The 16,550-nt window shown below is 53.4% G+C and carries 18 protein-coding genes and 1 pseudogene; 13 read left to right on the top strand and 6 right to left on the bottom strand.

Annotation, left to right across the window (positions count from 1 at the left end):
• Nucleotides 1-72: 72 nt before the first annotated feature.
• Nucleotides 73-369: a hypothetical protein gene (locus LOY55_RS09830; RefSeq protein ID WP_258667934.1), complete on the bottom strand. Its 297-nt coding sequence runs from the start codon at nt 367-369 to the stop codon at nt 73-75.
• 9 nt (nt 370-378) lie between these two features.
• A complete protein-coding gene (locus tag LOY55_RS09825) occupies nt 379-618 on the bottom strand; it encodes a hypothetical protein (RefSeq protein WP_258667933.1) in 240 nt (79 codons plus the stop codon).
• 1,305 nt (nt 619-1,923) lie between these two features.
• Between LOY55_RS09825 and LOY55_RS09820 the strand changes: the two genes are divergently transcribed.
• From LOY55_RS09820 to LOY55_RS09795, 6 genes are all read left to right on the top strand, one after another.
• Nucleotides 1,924-2,049, top strand: coding sequence for a hypothetical protein (locus tag LOY55_RS09820; RefSeq protein ID WP_258667932.1), 126 nt, complete (start codon nt 1,924-1,926; stop codon nt 2,047-2,049).
• A 38-nt stretch (nt 2,050-2,087) separates the two neighbouring features.
• Entirely contained in the window at nt 2,088-2,369 is a 282-nt protein-coding gene (locus tag LOY55_RS09815) for a hypothetical protein (protein WP_408980978.1), read from the top strand.
• A gap of 141 nt (nt 2,370-2,510) precedes the next feature.
• Nucleotides 2,511-3,596, top strand: coding sequence for a YafY family protein (locus LOY55_RS09810; protein WP_258667930.1), 1,086 nt, complete (start codon nt 2,511-2,513; stop codon nt 3,594-3,596).
• A gap of 37 nt (nt 3,597-3,633) precedes the next feature.
• The gene (locus tag LOY55_RS09805) at nt 3,634-4,956 is read left to right on the top strand and encodes a hypothetical protein (RefSeq protein ID WP_258667929.1); all 1,323 of its coding nucleotides are present in this window, start codon (nt 3,634-3,636) and stop codon (nt 4,954-4,956) included.
• The gene (locus LOY55_RS09800; RefSeq protein WP_258667928.1) at nt 4,953-7,175 is read left to right on the top strand and encodes a hypothetical protein; all 2,223 of its coding nucleotides are present in this window, start codon (nt 4,953-4,955) and stop codon (nt 7,173-7,175) included. The genes LOY55_RS09805 and LOY55_RS09800 overlap by 4 nt, the downstream gene beginning before the upstream one ends.
• A gap of 655 nt (nt 7,176-7,830) precedes the next feature.
• A complete protein-coding gene (locus LOY55_RS09795) occupies nt 7,831-8,124 on the top strand; it encodes a DUF3077 domain-containing protein (RefSeq protein ID WP_258667927.1) in 294 nt (97 codons plus the stop codon).
• Nucleotides 8,125-8,231: 107 nt separating this feature from the next.
• Here the strand turns inward: LOY55_RS09795 and LOY55_RS09790 are convergent, their stop codons facing one another.
• Nucleotides 8,232-8,396 (bottom strand): hypothetical protein, encoded by a 165-nt coding sequence (locus LOY55_RS09790; protein WP_258667926.1) that lies wholly within the window; start codon nt 8,394-8,396, stop codon nt 8,232-8,234.
• 99 nt (nt 8,397-8,495) lie between these two features.
• On the bottom strand, nt 8,496-8,870 hold the full coding sequence (locus LOY55_RS09785; protein ID WP_258667925.1) for a helix-turn-helix domain-containing protein: 375 nt from the start codon (nt 8,868-8,870) through the stop codon (nt 8,496-8,498).
• A 76-nt stretch (nt 8,871-8,946) separates the two neighbouring features.
• Between LOY55_RS09785 and LOY55_RS09780 the strand changes: the two genes are divergently transcribed.
• From LOY55_RS09780 to LOY55_RS09755, 6 genes are all read left to right on the top strand, one after another.
• A complete protein-coding gene (locus tag LOY55_RS09780) occupies nt 8,947-9,144 on the top strand; it encodes a DNA-binding protein (RefSeq protein ID WP_258668307.1) in 198 nt (65 codons plus the stop codon).
• A gap of 49 nt (nt 9,145-9,193) precedes the next feature.
• A complete protein-coding gene (locus tag LOY55_RS09775) occupies nt 9,194-9,484 on the top strand; it encodes an ogr/Delta-like zinc finger family protein (RefSeq protein ID WP_258667924.1) in 291 nt (96 codons plus the stop codon).
• Entirely contained in the window at nt 9,481-9,696 is a 216-nt protein-coding gene (locus tag LOY55_RS09770) for a hypothetical protein (protein WP_258667923.1), read from the top strand. The genes LOY55_RS09775 and LOY55_RS09770 overlap by 4 nt, the downstream gene beginning before the upstream one ends.
• A gap of 87 nt (nt 9,697-9,783) precedes the next feature.
• The gene (locus LOY55_RS09765) at nt 9,784-10,017 is read left to right on the top strand and encodes a hypothetical protein (RefSeq protein WP_258667922.1); all 234 of its coding nucleotides are present in this window, start codon (nt 9,784-9,786) and stop codon (nt 10,015-10,017) included.
• A gap of 2 nt (nt 10,018-10,019) precedes the next feature.
• Nucleotides 10,020-12,743 (top strand): bifunctional DNA primase/helicase, encoded by a 2,724-nt coding sequence (locus LOY55_RS09760; protein WP_258667921.1) that lies wholly within the window; start codon nt 10,020-10,022, stop codon nt 12,741-12,743.
• A 29-nt stretch (nt 12,744-12,772) separates the two neighbouring features.
• Nucleotides 12,773-13,057, top strand: a complete 285-nt coding sequence (locus LOY55_RS09755; RefSeq protein ID WP_258667920.1) for a pyocin activator PrtN family protein — start codon at nt 12,773-12,775, stop codon at nt 13,055-13,057.
• Here the strand turns inward: LOY55_RS09755 and LOY55_RS09750 are convergent.
• Nucleotides 13,050-14,173: pseudogene (locus LOY55_RS09750) on the bottom strand (site-specific integrase). The gene LOY55_RS09755 and the pseudogene LOY55_RS09750 sit on opposite strands and share 8 nt — an antisense overlap.
• Before the next feature lie 103 nt (nt 14,174-14,276).
• Between LOY55_RS09750 and dusA the strand changes: the two are divergent.
• Nucleotides 14,277-15,287, top strand: a complete 1,011-nt coding sequence (gene dusA / locus LOY55_RS09745; protein ID WP_258667919.1) for a tRNA dihydrouridine(20/20a) synthase DusA — start codon at nt 14,277-14,279, stop codon at nt 15,285-15,287.
• Nucleotides 15,288-15,345: 58 nt separating this feature from the next.
• On the opposite strand, the gene LOY55_RS09740 is transcribed toward dusA, so the two are convergent.
• Nucleotides 15,346-16,179 carry an undecaprenyl-diphosphate phosphatase gene (locus LOY55_RS09740; protein ID WP_258667918.1) on the bottom strand — a complete coding sequence of 278 codons (834 nt, stop codon included), beginning with the start codon at nt 16,177-16,179 and terminating at the stop codon, nt 15,346-15,348.
• Nucleotides 16,180-16,550: the final 371 nt, after the last annotated feature.

Raw genomic sequence — 16,550 nt, 5'->3', positions numbered from 1 at the left:
TCTAAACGGCTAAAACAAACGCCCCAGCTGATAGCTGAGGCGTTTGTTTACTTATAACCAGGTGAAATTCATCTACTCCAGTCGGCACCACCAAGATTGCGCATAGGCGCAGCCACCGATGTATTCAATGCGACTCAGGACAAAGCCGGTAACCGCCATCCCTACCAGTGTTGCGTCGAGCAGCTGCGGTAAAGGGTCGGGCTCAAGTGGCATGCCTACTTCAACACGAGCGACGTTGGTGGCCCGCCCTAGTTCCTGACAGACAGCCGAGTTCACCATCACATTTCCCTTGATCGCGGGATAGCGGCGTCGTGCCTGGGCATCGAGAGCGACACCACGAGACCTCATTGGGGTGACAAGTACATGCATGCAGGAGCCCTACTCATCACTGTCGAGTTCGAGCATTAACTCGACGGCAAAGCCCAACGCCCCGTCTGCCAGTTCAAGCAGGTCGCAGAGGTCATCGCGATCAATCACCTTGTTTTTATGCAACGCGTGAGCGTAGATCAGCAACGCCTTGTGATGAGCACCTGGCTGAGCGAGTAACGCAGTTTTGTCAGCAAGCATGGTTTGCCAATGTGCCAAATCCATTTGCTCGGCGGTGATCGGGTCTGTCATCGGTTCGAATTCCACGGCGAATAATACTGTATGCATAACCAGTATATTGAAGTATTCGGATGAGACCTACAGATATCGACGAAACGCCCTACAGACTCCCGAGAAGAACATCAGAATATTCATACTTTCGACAGCTTTTATAAATCAAAAAAAAGCCCGTTTCAGCCGAAACTGAAACGGGCGTTTCCTCACATCAACGACCGTTACTTCAGGTCATCAAAGTGATCTCGCAGGAACTCGTAAAAGCGAAACGCTTGAAACGATCTCCATACGAGGCTCAGCGTACGCAGCAAAAGCTTCATACGTTTTGGCCTCCAGGTTGGGGGCCAAACCTCCAGCGCACTTACCGGATCACGTGTGCCTTCGGGCATACACGCTAATGTCACCCATGAGGCGGCCGGCTGAGTTCCCCCCGAACAATCATTCCGGCACGGGTGCAAAACCGTGTCAGAGGGCGTGAAACTGTTATGTCGCTGGCCAAACCCCGCAGTCGCACCTGCATGTGAGCGCCGGCATATTAACCTAGAAACAAAAGAGCAATGGCTGATCTTTGACATACCAGAGCAAAGCGACGCGGTGTTTTTGTAAAACGTTATTTCTGTCAGGTTATCGCAGCCGCCTTGAACGCCAAAACCCAACCACTGACGCCTTCAGATGACGTGAGTCAACTAAAGCAAAATAACGTTGCAAGGAAAAGCAAAGCTTAATATTATGCCCCCACGCTAATGTTGCCCGTGAGATGCACCAAGCCCCAGCCGCAAGCTGAGGTTTACAAAAAAACCGCCCCGCAAAGGCGGTTTTTTTTCGCCTGTCACTTGGGGTCTTGGTCATGTTTGTGTTGTACCGCATCGCAGTCCGAGGGATCGAACAGCGAGCATCAAGAAATGTGCGTTCAACCTGACAGTCATTTGCCTTCATTCTGATCACCTCCAATTGCATCGGATTTGACCTGCACGCGTTGTAACCATGATCGGCAGAGAATGGCCGATTCTGTTGAAAAAGTCGGCTGCGGTTTTCGGCTCAGGAAAGAACGCGTCTGAGATTGAAATCCGCACTACGCGCAGAAGGATCAGGGCTCAGATTTTACGTAGCAGCGTACAAAAATTACGTTTTCACCGCTCAATGCATTGCCCATTGGGCCGGGTCGACTTTTTCAACACAATCGGCCAAAAGCGGTCATCAAGTGCTTACAAAACAGGGGACGATGTATCACCAGTTTGGTTGCCCAACGAATGCGACGTTGCCTGTCGCATCCCTGCCTGACACTAGCCTCTGAGATCATCCGCGGGCATAAGGGGAACTTGAATGAAAGAACTCAGCATTTTTGTAATTGGTTTGGTGATCGGTAGCGTACTGACTAAGCAGGCAATGGATGGCAGTGCATTGCGTGCTGCGTTGCGCTATCAGCAACAACGAGATCGCCAGGTTTGACGTGCCCCCATTCTCCAACAGTTTAAATCTGACTGAGCATGCTCGAACTCAACAAGGAGGCGGACTTGAACACATTGGACGTTGTTTCTACAGGAGCATTGATATTGCTTGGGTTGATCCTGCTGGCGCTATTGATACAGACCCTGAGGTTGCGCGATATATGGCAGATGATGCTTGGTTATCAGAAGGCTGTGCGGTGGGTGAGCATCTGGGAAATGGAAAATAAAGAGCTACGCTCAGCCCTGCGGGCAGAGAAAGAGCATGTCGAACAACTCAAAGGAAAGCTGGTGATTTTGGAGGCATTGATACCTGCAGTATGAAGAAGGGATTCGGGGCGATTCAATGGGTCCTTAAAACCAGCGTAGCTTACTGGCTAAAGGCCATTGTTTGGAGTATCTTCAGCCCCGAAAACAGATCTGAGAGCCCGACAAGTCACAAGGCCGTGAACAGGTAAGATCAAGATGTCAGAAGTCAAAGATACGCTGTTCAGATATCTCGCAGTGCTCCAACTCATTCCCTGCCTGCCGGGCCGTATATCCACCCCTGCCCTGCAAGAAAAGCTAAAGGACAGAGGTTTTGAGATCGGCGTGCGCTCGCTGCAGCGCGATCTACGCGATAAGCTTTCAATCCCGTTTTCTATTATCTGTCATGAAGACGAACGCCCATACCGCTGGAGTCTGGACGCCAAGGCCAATTCCAAACTGGACGGCCTAGATCCAGCATCAGCCTTGGCGCTAAATCTGGCTGAGGGTCATTTAAATCGATTATTGCCGCAAAGCGTAATGTCGCTACTTGCACCTCGGTTTCGTGCCGCCACCCACTACCTTATGGGCATGGAAAAAAACGGTCTAGCCCAATGGCAGCGCCGCGTCAGAGCCATTCCCAATGGAAAGGCATTATTCCCGGCCGAAATCTCTCACGCCGTATGGGAGTGCGTTTCTTGTGCTCTTGTGGAACAACGACAACTTCGTGTCCGCTATCTAAGTCGCAGCAAAGGCAATACCAAGATGTTGGATCTTCATCCAACGGGTTTGGTATCACGCCATTCCGTCAACTACTTGGTCGCCTGTGTGGATGGTTATGAGAGCCTACGACACTTTGCGTTGCACCGCATTCAAACCGCCGAACTGCTAGATGAATCCTCACTTCACCGCAGTGATTTCGACATGGATCGCTATATTGCTTCGGGTGCTTTTTCTTTTCGGCAAAGTCTTGAGGAGGTAGAACTGGTTGCAGACATCCATCCGCAAATTGCGTGGCTGCTGAATGAAACTCCACTCAGCCTAGAGCAAGCAATAACGCCTTTACCTGGCAGTGAGTGGCATAGGTTGCGGGCCTCGGTTCCTCAGGACCAAGAAACACTGTGGTGGCTTTTCGGCTTGAACGATCAGATTCGCGTGTACGCACCATCAGTATGGGTTGCTGAGTTTGCATCCAAGGCGAAGAAACTTCATGACTGGTACTCATCGAATGCGACATTGTCTGTCGCATCGTTGCCCGACACTCTTGTATTGACCACCGACACAACTTGCACGGTCGTGCGCTAACTGCGCAGCCCCTCGTTCGCCGATATCTGGTACCCCCATGAACTACTACTGCACTCGATGCACAGCGCTACACAGCCTCGATGAACTATGCGTCTACTATAGAAACAAGCTTCGAGGCGACCCCACGCTTCTATCCGAAGCAGCCAAATTCGCTAGCATTGCAGGCCAGTACGAATTGGTGTCCGGCCAGGGGCTGGATCATGTGGCCAAAAGTATCAACCAGCTATCAGGGATGAACCTGTCTTACGAGGGGGCTCACCAATACGTACGTGATGTACAGGTCTTCCGCCAACTCAATGTTGATGCCTATTGCAAGTCCGGAATCTTTTCTAGCGCCGAAAACGCCCGTGCTTATATGGCCAGCGGCACCGATGGGCAGTTGGCTACGCTGACAAAAAAACTCAATGGCACTGCCCAGGAAATAGATTGGGTGCAGATGCGCAACGGTAAGCTCTCAGCGCTGTGGCAACGCTCCACTCTGTTGGGTGAGGAAGTCACCAATGCTGCTGGCGTGGACGGGGTCACCATCAACAGGTTCACTGGCACACAGATCTCACGCACTACGGTCAAGGCTACACAAGACATTAGTAAGGGGTTGGGCACTAACGTAAAAGATGTTGTTCAAGCCTTGGAAAACGGTACGCTGGACCCCATCGACAATGTCGCCGGCGTTCGAGGTACCGCGTCCGCCGTACGCAAAGCGATAGAGGGTAATCTTGCCAAGGCCGAGCGTGATGGCAACGAAAAGCTGGCGATGTGGAAGCAAGCCCGCGATAAGCTCACCGTCGAGGAAGTCGGTACAGACACCAAGGTCAGGTCTTCTACCGCTCGGCTAAAAGACAAAATCACCAACAGCAGCGCTACGCCGGCCCTGACCGGCGAAGAAATTGCGCGCAAGGCAGTTAATGGTGCGGTGATTGGCGCGGTGATCGGCCTAAGTGTCAGCACCATCGTCAATTACTTGGAGTACAAGGAAGGCAACATCAGCAAGGAACAAGCTTTCCAGAACGTCTCCCAAGCCACGGTCAAGGGTGCCTTGACCGGCGGCGCTTTGAACGTCGCGGCTCTATTCCTGCCCGCCGGCGCCCTAGGCTTTGTAGCGGGTATGGCGGTGGGCATTTATCTGAACGCTGCGCTGACCAATATCCTCGATGAGATCTATGGCAAAGGCACCTACGTTGCGATTCTCGATGCCTCGGGGTTCATCTTAGGGGCCTCGATGAGTCTCCAGGACGCCCTGAGTCAGCTCAAACGCGACCAGATCGTCATCGAGCAAACGGTCCGGGCAATCCGTTCGTCCCAAGCCTCCACCACGCAATCATTCGATATATTCAAAGACTTGATGGGGAAACAACCATGAGCCAGGAAGCTGTAATCACGATCGATGGTGAATACTACTCCAGCGGAAGTTGCCAGTTTGACGACCTGCAAGCGGCGGCCGCAGTGCTGTTCGATGCAAGCGAAGACCAGTTTGAAGCGCTGAAGGCCGAGCGCTGGTATACCCGGGTCTTCGACATCGCGACCTTTTCGCAAAAGAAAAACATCCGCATGGCTAGCCAGATCCAGCACTTGGCCCAGGCGCAGCAGATCCTGTCCGAGATATTGGTGTTTCTCTCCCAGCGCGACAAGCAAGTCTTCGAACTATTTGGACAATGCCAAACCTCGATCGAGTACCTAGCGCGACAAGACGTCGCCCTGGCCAAACGCATCATTGCATTGGAAAACCGCGTGTTGCTTGGGCTTGAGACGTTGCCTACCTTGGAGCAACTGGCCTACGTCGAGAAACAGATTCTCGCCGGCTTGTTGTTGAAGTTCAGCGGCAGCCAAAGCGCAACCGGCGTCGATCAGCAAACCTATGCAAATGGCCTGATTTCGCTTCTCCAGGTCGAGCCCGCCATAGGTGAGCCCCTGCTCGGCGCCCTGGATCACATCCGCGAGATCGAGACCAAGCGGCTGATGCTGGTGTGCTGCTTGGAATACCTTTACCTGCACAGCAACTCGTTCGAGTTCGACGACGACACCCAAGGGGTGATCGACGCTTTCGACTTCGGTGATAAGACTGTCAAGTCCCTCCAGGACAAAGTCCGCGCGGCCCAAATGCTTCGAGGGAATGCAGGGCTAGCCGGCAAGTTTGGCCTGGCCACTAACGACTTATTGGAAAAAGACTTCTTCATCAGTTTCGACGAGGTGGAAGAACCGGCATTCAGCGCCGAGCCCGCGGAGCTGGAGAGCTTCACCATCTCGACTGTACTGCACATCCCGGTCGGTGAAGAACGCGTGTTCACAAACAAAGACATCCTGATCCAGTCCTACGTCAATTGCGAAGGCTCATTGATCTTCGAGAACTGCCGGATCCAGTACAACGTAGGCGACCTGCCCGACCGCATTACCCTAAGCGAAGGGGCCAGATTGAAGTTTGTCGACAGCCATGTGGAGTGCAAGCGCATCGACGAGGGCAACGGTTATTTCGTGCAGGGAAAGGGCAAAAACAGCGTGATGTGTACCAATACGCTGTTCGATGGCTGCAATCACTTCCTTGATGTGGGGGGCTCGGATAATCAGCTCGACATTCAGGCTTGCATCATCAAGAATCCCGGCAAATCTTTCATCCATTCCCATGGCTATGAATCAACTGCGCGGATAGAGAAGAGCGTCGTTAAGTTTTCGGATATTTCCACCGAGCTTCTTTCGCACTACCAATCATACGGGTCAATCATCCATTCATCGGTAGCGATAGAGTTCAACGACTGCGTATTCCAAGGTTGCGAATCGATACTTGAAAAGTCTGTATGCATCACGCTTTTGGATGTCAAGTATGGCAAATTAAAGTCTTGCGGTTTTTTCCAGATAAAAAATGTGGTAATTAGCGCTGATTTGATAGAAGAATGTTACTTTGAAAATTGTGAAGATGTCTATACGTCAGATTATGGCAATCAAAAAACGATCTTGAACAGCGTGTTCAAACGCTGTAATAATGTTATAGATGGCATAGATATAAATATCGAAAACACTCAGTTTTTCGAATGCGGAAAACGCCTTGTAGGTGGCTCCGGTTACAAAATTCGTTTTTGTGAGTTCATCAACACCAAGCCAAACGATAATTCATACAGTGTAAGTAGCGGCACCAGCCTTCATTTCTTGGGTAGTGGTGATAGCGCGCCGAGCGAGATCACGAAGTGTAAGTTTGATGGCTATGACGGCGGCGATTGCTTCCTAATTTCAGCGAGTATCTTTAATAAGTTCTCGGGCAGTAAAGTTAACCTTTCTGAATGCACTTTCAGCAACTGCCGAACCACTCGCCCCTCCGGAAAAATTATCAAGGAATTTGATTTTTATTATGGACTCTTTAATAGAAGGATCGAAACCAAACCCGTTTCCATTTATAAGTGTCGCGGACTAGACAAAATCAATACTGAACGCGCTAAATCTGAAGATGCAAAACCTAAGGGAAAAACGGAAAACGGTACTACCATTGGCGCAGCTTTTGCCACCTCAGCACTGGCCGCTACCCTCGTCGGTGGTGTTCCCGGGTTTTATGCGCATAAATTCCTTAAGGACGACGATTTGCAGGCCGAGTGAGTGAGGGTACGATTATTGGCCTGGGTGACGTTATATCCTCCAAGCCAAGTGGTGACAGGGTCATGTGTGTGTGTGGCTTGGGCCGATGCTTTCTTAGCGCGGAGCAATGGGTGGACGGGTTATTTTTGTTCCAATCATAGGGTCCGTCCAGCCGACTCCCCTAAGCTCACTTTTCCACTCCGGCCAACATTCTTTTCAGAATCTTGGGTGGCTTCATGTCGAAGTTGTAGGCAAAATCCGAAAGTTGCGTAAGGAAGCGCGTTACTGTGCTTTTCAGCAAGCCACCGCCTTGCTGGCCTTTCTTTCGGCGGATATTCTCCAGACGTCGCTGCTATTCAGCGATCGGGCTTGGTAACCCGACGAGTTGCGCAACAGCGCCCCTTCATAGCTCATGGCTTTTTCAAGCCTGTGGTTATGTTATGGCGGCTGTGCGTGGGACGCCTTCGGGCGTGCCGGTCTCCTTGACTCCCGGTTTACCAACCTGCGCGCAGCTGCCACCCATTCGCTTGGTAACGAAAAGTGGCAGCTCCTCACGTCAAGGAGTTAGACAAATGCACACAGTAAATCCGTACACACTCAGCCTTTCCTCTCACCCCGTCAACTTGCGTTATACCCTCTCGCTCAACCTCCCTTGCTTCATCAATGGAGGTGACAAATGACCGAGTCATCAGCAGCTAAAACCATCGGCTTCACCCCCTGCATTTATTGCGAAGACAACGCACTGTTCCACGTCAGCGCGGGCGTTCCTGTCGACGCTGCCTTGGCCATGGCTTCCGACCTACTGTTCCTGGCCAAAGCGCTTACAAAAGACGCGGCTTATGACAGAGAAACCGACCGCTTTGCTTGGGCCGCGCATTATTTGACGGCGATGGGAAAGGCCGTGATTGATGATGTGGTAAAAGCCGTTACGCCTCGGCCTGTGAGGGCGGGCATGAAAGTCGCCAAATAGTATTAAATGAGTCGCGCATAAAAAACCCGGTGGATAGCCGGGTTCTTTGAAGAGTACTGGGTGCAGTCAAAAACTAGTTAACTGGCTTTGTTATCGTTCTACACCGGTCAGAGTGCCGCCAGCGTCTGCGCGATATGCAGGATATAGCCCTGATCCGCCTCAGGCACTTCTCTGTACCATGTAAGAAGTTTCCACTCATCTTGTGTTAGCTCAGAATTTTCGCTAGTGGTGTTATCTCTGCGAATGTTCTCTTTTTCATCCTGATCCAACATGCACACTACTCCGTTAAGTGATTGCAGGCGCAACGTTACTTAGGAGTGTGAAAAATCAAAATGAAATCCGTCGTAACGAATGTTTTAAATATCGACGAGTTATTTCTTGGCGTTTGAAAGACTGGTGACTTCGGACATAGCGCCGACGATGCGATGCACAGCTTTTTGGTCATAATCAGACAGCGTTCTGAACTGCTGGATTAGCCGCTCTTCGGCCTCGTCCAGTCCTTCAACAGCGCGTAGCAAACGCCCGCCCGTCAAGACGTACAGCACGTCGACACCGGCTGCGGCTACGGCAGAGAGGTAGACAGAATCAGCGTTTCGCTCGCCTTTTTCGTAACTGCCCTGGGTATTGCGGGTGATGCCTCCCAGTTGCGCAAAGGCTTCTTGATTAAGCCCCAGTCGCGTCCTTTCTTCACGCAGGCGCTCACCTACGGCAACGTCCAGGTGTTCTTTAGATGCACAACTATTCAAGCTTTCACCCTTTACAGGCCAAAATGTTTGGGCATAATGGCGAAAAATTCAACCCGGATGCCCACGAATGGACACTATGCCCGCCCCTCTCACTACCGAGCAAGCCCGAGCAGCACTTGATCGAAAAGGGATTAGCCTCGCTGAGTTCTCTCGTCAGCATGCGCTAAACAGCAACTTGGTCAGCGACTTGTTGAATGGACGGAAAAAAGGGCGCCGCGGGCAGGCACATCGAGCCGCCGTATTGCTGGGCATCAAGGAAGGCACTATCGATTAATGAGGCACAGGCTCTACTACGTTTCCAGAACAGCGCAAGGATGCATTAAGTGAGCACTTACAAACTGGTTTGCCCTCATTGCCTCTCCCGAATGCGGATACGCACCAGCGAAGGGACCCATATATTTTTACGCGTCGCTTATCTGCAATGCACCAATGAAGCCTGCGGCTGGTCGGTACGCGCTGAATTCGAGATGACTCATGAGATGAGCCCAAGCGGTATGGCCAACCCTACCGTCAAGCTCCCACTGGCTGACACGGCGTTGCGTCGCGAAGCCATGAAACACGCCAGCGATCAGCTGGAATTGCTGCCAAACCAAGGATCGGAGACCGCACCATGACCCTCACGCAAGATTCTTTTCAGGATTACCGCACCAGCATGCAGGAAGCCGCTCGTGCGTATCTGCTGCGCCACCAGGCGCAATACCTGTCTGACTCCGATCAGCTCTTTGAAAGCTGCGTTCGCCATCTGATCGTGGCCCTTGAAGTGCCCACCAGCACCGCAACAAAGCTGGTGCACTTGGCGTGGAGTGAGATTCAGGCCGCAGCCTGATAAACACCGTGTAACCCCCAGCTCAACAAGCCTCACACCTATGCCGCAATGGGTTTGGGTGAGGTGCGCCAAAAATTTGAGGCTAGCATGGAAAACGACGTGAATATCTTCACCACCCTGCCCCGTGAACAAGCGGGAATGTTGCTTGAGACGCTGCGTGCGGATTATGCCAACCAGTTCAACGCGCACTGGTATGAAGAGCGCTTCATTGCGGTGCCCGAACATTTACGGCATGACGCACTGATCGCGACCTTCCCAAAGATGGCGGCGCAGAAGCGATTGATCGGCGCGCTCTCGTTCAGCCTCGGCCGAAGGTGCTGATCGTGAAGGAGTTATCACACACGCTTCGCGCGGAAGTATTGCAGCGCCTTGCCAACGACTACGGCCTGAAAAAACGCCTCAGCACCGACTACCTGCGCGGTGGCCGATGCCCCGCATGCGGGAAAAAAGAACTCTACACCCGCGCTTCCAACCCTTGGCTGATCATCTGTGGCCGCGAGAGTAAGTGTGGGCAGCGTTGGCACCTGAAGGAGATCTATGAGGACCTGTTCGACGACTGGAGCAAGCGTGCGCCCTCCTCCGATCAGTTCCCCACCGCGACCGCCCGCGCCTATCTGGAGTTTGCCCGGGGCTTTCGCTTTGAGCTGATTCAAGGCTGGTTCACCCAGGAGACGTACTTCTCGGGCGAGTTGAACGCCGGCAGCGCGACGGTACGTTTTGCGCTTGATCAAGGCGGTTACTGGGAGCGGCTGATCGATCGACCGCATCGCTTCGGCAAGATGAAAGCCCGTTTTCAGCCCGGGGAGAGTTACCGAGGCACCTGGTGGTGCCCACCCTGCGTTGAGTTGCTGGAGGTCAAAGAGCTGTGGATTGTCGAAGGCATCTTTGATGCGATTGCCCTGGCCCATCACGGCATCGCCGCGGTGTCGGCCATGTCCTCCAACGCGTTCCCGGAAACATCGCTCAAAGAGCTCTCTCGCCAGCGCGGTGGCAAGCTGCCCAAACTGGTTTGGGCGCTGGACAACGAACCCGGTGCACATCGCTACACCAAACGCTGGGTCCGCGACGCGCGCGCCTTAGGCTATGCCTGCGACGCGGCGCAGATCCCGCAACCCGACAACCGCAAGGCCGATTGGAACGACCTGCACCAGCGTTGGCAATTCATCGAGGACATCGAGCAACGCGCCGAGCAAGTTCAACAAGACCTGAGGACCGCCCGCCACTACGGTGCACTACTGATTGCCGAAAGCGCCGCCGAGAAAGGCGTGCTGATGTACGAATGGCGTGAAAGCCATGAGTTTCACTTCGGGTACGAGAGCCGCTTGTACTGGTTCAAGATGGACCTGGATAAATTCAACAAGGCCATGCAGGCGCTGGACACATCCGAGCGCCATGAAGACCTGCAGCTCAGCGACAAGCAGCGCCGGGCCAAAGCGTTGCGCCAGTGTGGCGGCGTGGTGGAGATCGCGAATTGCTACCCGCAAGCTTTGTACTTCCAGCGCAACGACGTCACCGATGAGTCCTGGTACTACTACCGTATCGATTTCCCTCATGACGGCGGCAGCGTCAAAAACACCTTCACCGGTGGTCAGGTTGCGGCGGCCAGCGAATTTAAGAGGCGTCTGCTGAGCATGGCCGCTGGTGCAGTGTTCACCGGCAGCGGCAAACAGCTGGACAAGATCCTCAAAGACCAGCTCTACGGATTGAAAACCGTCGAGACGATTGATTACGTGGGCTACAGCAAGGAATACGGCGCTTACGTGTTTGGTGATGTGGCCATGCGTAATGGGCTGGTGTGTGAGGTGAACAAGGAGGACTTTTTCGAGTTTGGGAAACTGCGGCTGAAGACGCTGCAGAAGTCGATCAAGATGCATATTCAGCGGGATCACAAGCAGTACCGGACTGACTGGCTGCCGATGCTGTGGTTGTGTTTCGGCGCCAAGGGAATCGTCGCCCTGGCGTTCTGGTTCGGTTCGCTGTTCGCCGAACAGATTCGGGCCAAGTACAAATCCTTTCCGTTCCTCGAAGTCACGGGCGAAGCCGGTGCCGGCAAAACCACCCTGCTGACCTTTCTATGGAAATTGCTGGGCCGCGAACACGAAGGATTTGATCCTTCGAAATCAACTCGCGCCGGCCGCCAGCGCGCCATGGGCCAGGTGTCGAACATGCCGGTGGTGCTGATCGAGGGTGACCGCAATGAGCCAGACAAAGCCCATGCAAAAAGCTTCGACTGGGATGAGCTGAAAGACTTCTTCGGCGGCGGCACGCTCGGCACCAAGGGCATGAAGACCAGCGGCAATGAGACGTATGAACCGCCGTTCCGTGGCGCTATCGCCATCAGCCAGAACGCCGATGTCAGCGCGTCTGAAGCCATCCTTACCCGGATTATAAAATCGCACTTTGCGCGGCCTGAAGTTACCACTGAGAGCCGCGCAGCCGCCGACAATCTCAACGTAATTCCGGTTGAACAGCTCAGCCACTTTCTGGTGCTGGCGGTGCGTGCTGAACCGCAGGTCTTGTCGAAATTCGCCGAGCGTGTGCTCGTGCACGAGGGGCGACTGCGACAGATCAAGGAAATCCGCGTGGAGCGGATTATCAAGAACCACAGCCAGATGATGGCCCTGGTTGATTGCCTGCGTCTGATTTGTCCGCTGGATGAGAACCAGGTGGTCACAACTTACCGGCAACTCACCGCCATGGCGTTGGAGCGACAATCTGCGATCAGCGCTGACCATCCGCTGGTGGCGGAATTCTGGGAGGTCTATGAATACCTCGAAAGCCTGGGAGAAGGCCCGCAGGTCAATCACAGCACCGATTCGAAACTCATCGCCATCAACCTCAACGAGTTTGCCGAAAAAGCCGGTGAGCATCGACAGAACTTGGCTGACCTAAAGACGCTGCGGGCGTTGCTTGTCGATAGCCGTAGCCACAAGTTACTGGACATCAATAAAGCCATTTACAGCATTGTCCGCGCGTCCCAAGCGTCGAACAACTCGATGGCCAAGAAACCAACCACTGTGCGCTGCTGGGTGTTCCAGAAGGCGTAACGGCTCAACTCAGTTGAAGGAACAACGCAATGAAAACTCTGTTCGTCCTCATGGCTCAATACAATGGCCAAGTCGTCATTCCCCTCGACCGCGTCTGCAAGGACTACTTCACCCACCTCACCACTGACATGTTCCAGCGCAAGGTGATGGCAGGACAAATAAGAATTCCGATCACACGAATGGAAGCGAGCCAGAAGAGCGCCAAAGGCGTCCACATTACCGACCTTGCCGACTATCTGGATGTGCAGCGCGCTGCTGCGATCAAAGAGAGCAACCAGTTAAACAGCGCACTGCGCAATAGCAGAATTATTTGAACAGTCGGGCGCCGAGTGTCACCGGCGCCTGCAAGATTTTTTCCTTCCACGCCCACTTAACATAGGCATCACCTCGGCCACGTAAATGCGTGTAGCGGCGCATTGAGTTCCAGTCTCGATGCCCCGAAACACTCGCCACTCGGGGAATGTCCCAGTCCATTTCAAACAGCCGACTGACTCCTTCGTGCCGCAGGTCATGAAAGTGCAGGTCTACTATTTCGAGAAACTGGCAAGCTCTTGCCCAGGACATGGACACTGACTCTGCATTGTATGGAAAGATCTCGGGCCGCTCTTTGGGCATGGATTGAAGAATGGCCCAGGCTTCTGGTGGTAAATGGCACCAGACGTCATTGCCGATCTTCTGACCAGGGTTCTTCATGTCGCGAACCAGTACACGATGGCCAACCTCATCCAGATCGGCCCACTTAATCCGAGTGATTTCCTCTTGCCGGCGTGTTGAGAACAGCGCGAACCCAGCTACTTTAAGCATGTTAATAGCCGTCGGACGGCGGGCTTGGATGCCTTGAAAATACGTCAGCAGTCGACCAAGTTCATCCAGCGTAGGACGGCGGTCGCGCTCGCGGCTGCGCATGTTGTAGCCCAATTTTTTCAATACCTTTCGGGCATCACCCATCGCCTGCGGGTCAACCTCATAGCCCACGCTGGGCGAGCCACTGAAAGCACTGCACCCAGATGGGAGAGATCGTTACCGACGGTCTGGGGTTTGACGTCTCCGCCCTCTTTCCCCATACGCCACAGCGCATACTCCACCAACTTCTGGCTGTTGATGTCTTTGTCATTCAGCTCGCCGAAATATGACTCGCCGATGGCATTGAGCGTGGCGAGCTTGGTTTTGCCCAGAGGTCGAACTTTCTTCATTTCGGCCAAGTAGCGCTCGATCATTTCCTTGACCGTCGCGCCCGTGCGGTTTGCTCGCTCGATGGCGCCTGGCTGATCCAACTCGGCCTCGCGATTACGAACCCAGGCCTTCGCGGCCTCTTTTCGAGCGAAGGTCTGGCTCTCTTGGTAAACTTGCGCACCATCACGAGACAGGCGTATCTGTGCGGTGTAGCTGACGCTGCCGTCGGCGCGTTTCCTTGCTCTGATCGTGGCCATGGTCACCTTGGTACAATTGCAAAATTGACTGGTACATTGTACCAGTCACTGGTACAAAACGCCGTTTTACCCCCGAAAACCGGCCTCAAACACGTAGAGCAAAATGATACAGAATCTTGCTACACCCCATGTAAACAAAGGCTCTGCGGTGTCTAGACGGTTTAGCGTTGCCCCCATGATGGATTGGACTGACCGCCATTGCCGTTTTTTCCTACGCCTATTGTCGAAAAACGCCCTGCTCTACACCGAAATGGTCACCACCGGCGCGCTGCTCAACGGTGATCACGATCGCTTCCTGCGTCACAACGAAGCCGAGCACCCGCTCGCCCTGCAACTCGGCGGCAGTGTCCCGTTGGACCTTGCCGCCTGCGCCCGCATGGCACAGGAGCACGGTTACGACGAGGTGAATCTGAATGTCGGCTGCCCGAGTGATCGGGTGCAGAACAATATGATCGGCGCGGTGCTCATGGGGCATCCGCAGTTAGTGGCTGATTGTGTGAAGGCGATGCGTGATGCGGTGTCGATTCCGGTGACGGTGAAGCACCGCATCGGTATCAATGGGCGGGACAGTTACGAGCAACTGTGTGATTTCGTCGGCACAGTGCGGGATGCCGGGTGCACGAGTTTTACCGTGCATGCGCGAATTGCGATTTTGGAGGGGTTGTCGCCGAAGGAGAATCGCGACATTCCGCCCCTGCGTTATGACGTGGCAGCGCAGTTGAAGAAGGATTTTCCGGACCTGGAGATTATTCTCAACGGCGGGATCAAGTCGCTGGAAGCCTGCCATGAACATTTGCAAACGTTCGACGGCGTGATGCTGGGCCGCGAGGCTTATCACAATCCTTATGTGATGGCTGAAGTGGATCAGCAACTGTTTGGCAGTACGGCACCGGTGATCACTCGGGCCGAGGCGCTGGCGCAGTTGCGGCCTTATATAGCGGCGCACATTGATGCGGGCGGTTCGATGCACCACATCACTCGGCATGTGCTGGGGCTGGGCACCGGGTTTCCGGGGGCGCGCAAGTTTCGGCAGCTGTTGTCGGTGGATATTCACAAGGCCAAAGAGCCTTTGGCGTTGCTGGATCAAGCAGCGGAGTTACTTGAGGGACGTTAACGGTTAGCCGTCTGGATTTACGAAAACCAGGCTGTATGTCTTCAGCCTGGTGCACGTATCAGAGTGCTGCCGCTTCAGTCCAGTTAACCCAACCGACTACCCACGTTGCCAGAATCAACAAACCGAATGCGATCCGGTACCAGGCAAATACAGCGTAACTGTGGCTGGCGATGAACTTGAGCAAGCCGCGCACAGCAATCATGGCGAAAAAGAACGCGGTCACGAAACCCAAGGCAAACACCGGCAGGTCGCCGGCCTGGAACAGTTCCCGATATTTGTAGCCTGAGTAGACCGCGGCACCGACCATGGTTGGCATTGCCAGGAAGAACGAAAACTCGGTTGCGGCCTTGCGTGACAGCCCAAACAGCAGTCCGCCAATAATGGTCGATCCAGAACGTGAGGTGCCCGGGATCATCGCCAGGCATTGGGCGAAGCCGACTTTAAGGGCGTCGGTCCAGCGCATATCATCAACGTGATCGACATACACCACATGTTCTCGTCGCTCAGCCCACAACATGATGATGCCGCCCACTACCAATGCCACCGCCACGGTGATTGGATTAAACAGATATTCATGGATCTTATCGGCGAACAACACGCCCAGGACAACGGCCGGTAGAAAACCGATCAATAAGTTCAAAGTAAAACGTTGTGCATTACGTTGAGTCGGCAAGCCTGTGATGATCTCGAGGATCTTGCGACGAAACTCCCAGACGACCGCGAGTATGGCGCCCAGTTGAATAATGATATTGAAAGCCATCGCTCGTTCGCCGCCAAAATCGAGCAAGTCTGCAACAATAATTTGGTGCCCAGTACTTGATATGGGCAAAAACTCCGTCAGCCCTTCGACCACCCCTAAAATCAATACCTTTACGGTAGTCAAAAAATCCATTGCTCCCCCTCATCGTCAAAAGCACACACTGACGTGCTTTTTAATGTATCGCCAAGGAGAAAGTAAACCGCATCCACTCCAAAATTAAAACCCAATGTTAATAATTGTCCAGCGCCACAAATAACATACTCGATGTTATGTATCGGCACAAAGCGGATAGATCATGACCGTAGAAAAACTCAAACTAACCAATTAAGCAATCACGCAATGGTAATTCATAGCACCCCAACAACAATCCAAGTAACAGCAGCATTAACCGACCCCATAGCGAATCGATCTGAAAATGCAGGACATCACAGCAAAAGATGGCACAATGACACTCCCTCCTCAATCGTCACCTCCCACACACGAGCGCAAAGATTCACGTCTTC

This window comes from Pseudomonas sp. B21-040, from assembly GCF_024748695.1.
Classification (GTDB): Bacteria; Pseudomonadota; Gammaproteobacteria; order Pseudomonadales; family Pseudomonadaceae; genus Aquipseudomonas.
The sequence above is the reverse complement of the archived record's forward strand: the minus strand, read 5'-3'. Positions and strand labels throughout refer to the sequence as shown.

Coding starts and splice junctions, on each gene's coding strand:
- dusA (WP_258667919.1), top strand. CDS start 14,277: ATGATACAGAATCTTGCTACACCCCATGTAAACAAAGGCTCTGCGGTG.
- LOY55_RS09790 (WP_258667926.1), bottom strand. CDS start 8,396: ATGTTGGATCAGGATGAAAAAGAGAACATTCGCAGAGATAACACCACT.
- LOY55_RS09805 (WP_258667929.1), top strand. CDS start 3,634: ATGAACTACTACTGCACTCGATGCACAGCGCTACACAGCCTCGATGAA.
- LOY55_RS09795 (WP_258667927.1), top strand. CDS start 7,831: ATGACCGAGTCATCAGCAGCTAAAACCATCGGCTTCACCCCCTGCATT.
- LOY55_RS09830 (WP_258667934.1), bottom strand. CDS start 369: ATGCATGTACTTGTCACCCCAATGAGGTCTCGTGGTGTCGCTCTCGAT.
- LOY55_RS09755 (WP_258667920.1), top strand. CDS start 12,773: ATGAAAACTCTGTTCGTCCTCATGGCTCAATACAATGGCCAAGTCGTC.
- LOY55_RS09810 (WP_258667930.1), top strand. CDS start 2,511: ATGTCAGAAGTCAAAGATACGCTGTTCAGATATCTCGCAGTGCTCCAA.
- LOY55_RS09820 (WP_258667932.1), top strand. CDS start 1,924: ATGAAAGAACTCAGCATTTTTGTAATTGGTTTGGTGATCGGTAGCGTA.
- LOY55_RS09770 (WP_258667923.1), top strand. CDS start 9,481: ATGACCCTCACGCAAGATTCTTTTCAGGATTACCGCACCAGCATGCAG.
- LOY55_RS09815 (WP_408980978.1), top strand. CDS start 2,088: ATGCTCGAACTCAACAAGGAGGCGGACTTGAACACATTGGACGTTGTT.
- LOY55_RS09740 (WP_258667918.1), bottom strand. CDS start 16,179: ATGGATTTTTTGACTACCGTAAAGGTATTGATTTTAGGGGTGGTCGAA.
- LOY55_RS09825 (WP_258667933.1), bottom strand. CDS start 618: ATGACAGACCCGATCACCGCCGAGCAAATGGATTTGGCACATTGGCAA.
- LOY55_RS09765 (WP_258667922.1), top strand. CDS start 9,784: ATGGAAAACGACGTGAATATCTTCACCACCCTGCCCCGTGAACAAGCG.
- LOY55_RS09800 (WP_258667928.1), top strand. CDS start 4,953: ATGAGCCAGGAAGCTGTAATCACGATCGATGGTGAATACTACTCCAGC.
- LOY55_RS09780 (WP_258668307.1), top strand. CDS start 8,947: ATGCCCGCCCCTCTCACTACCGAGCAAGCCCGAGCAGCACTTGATCGA.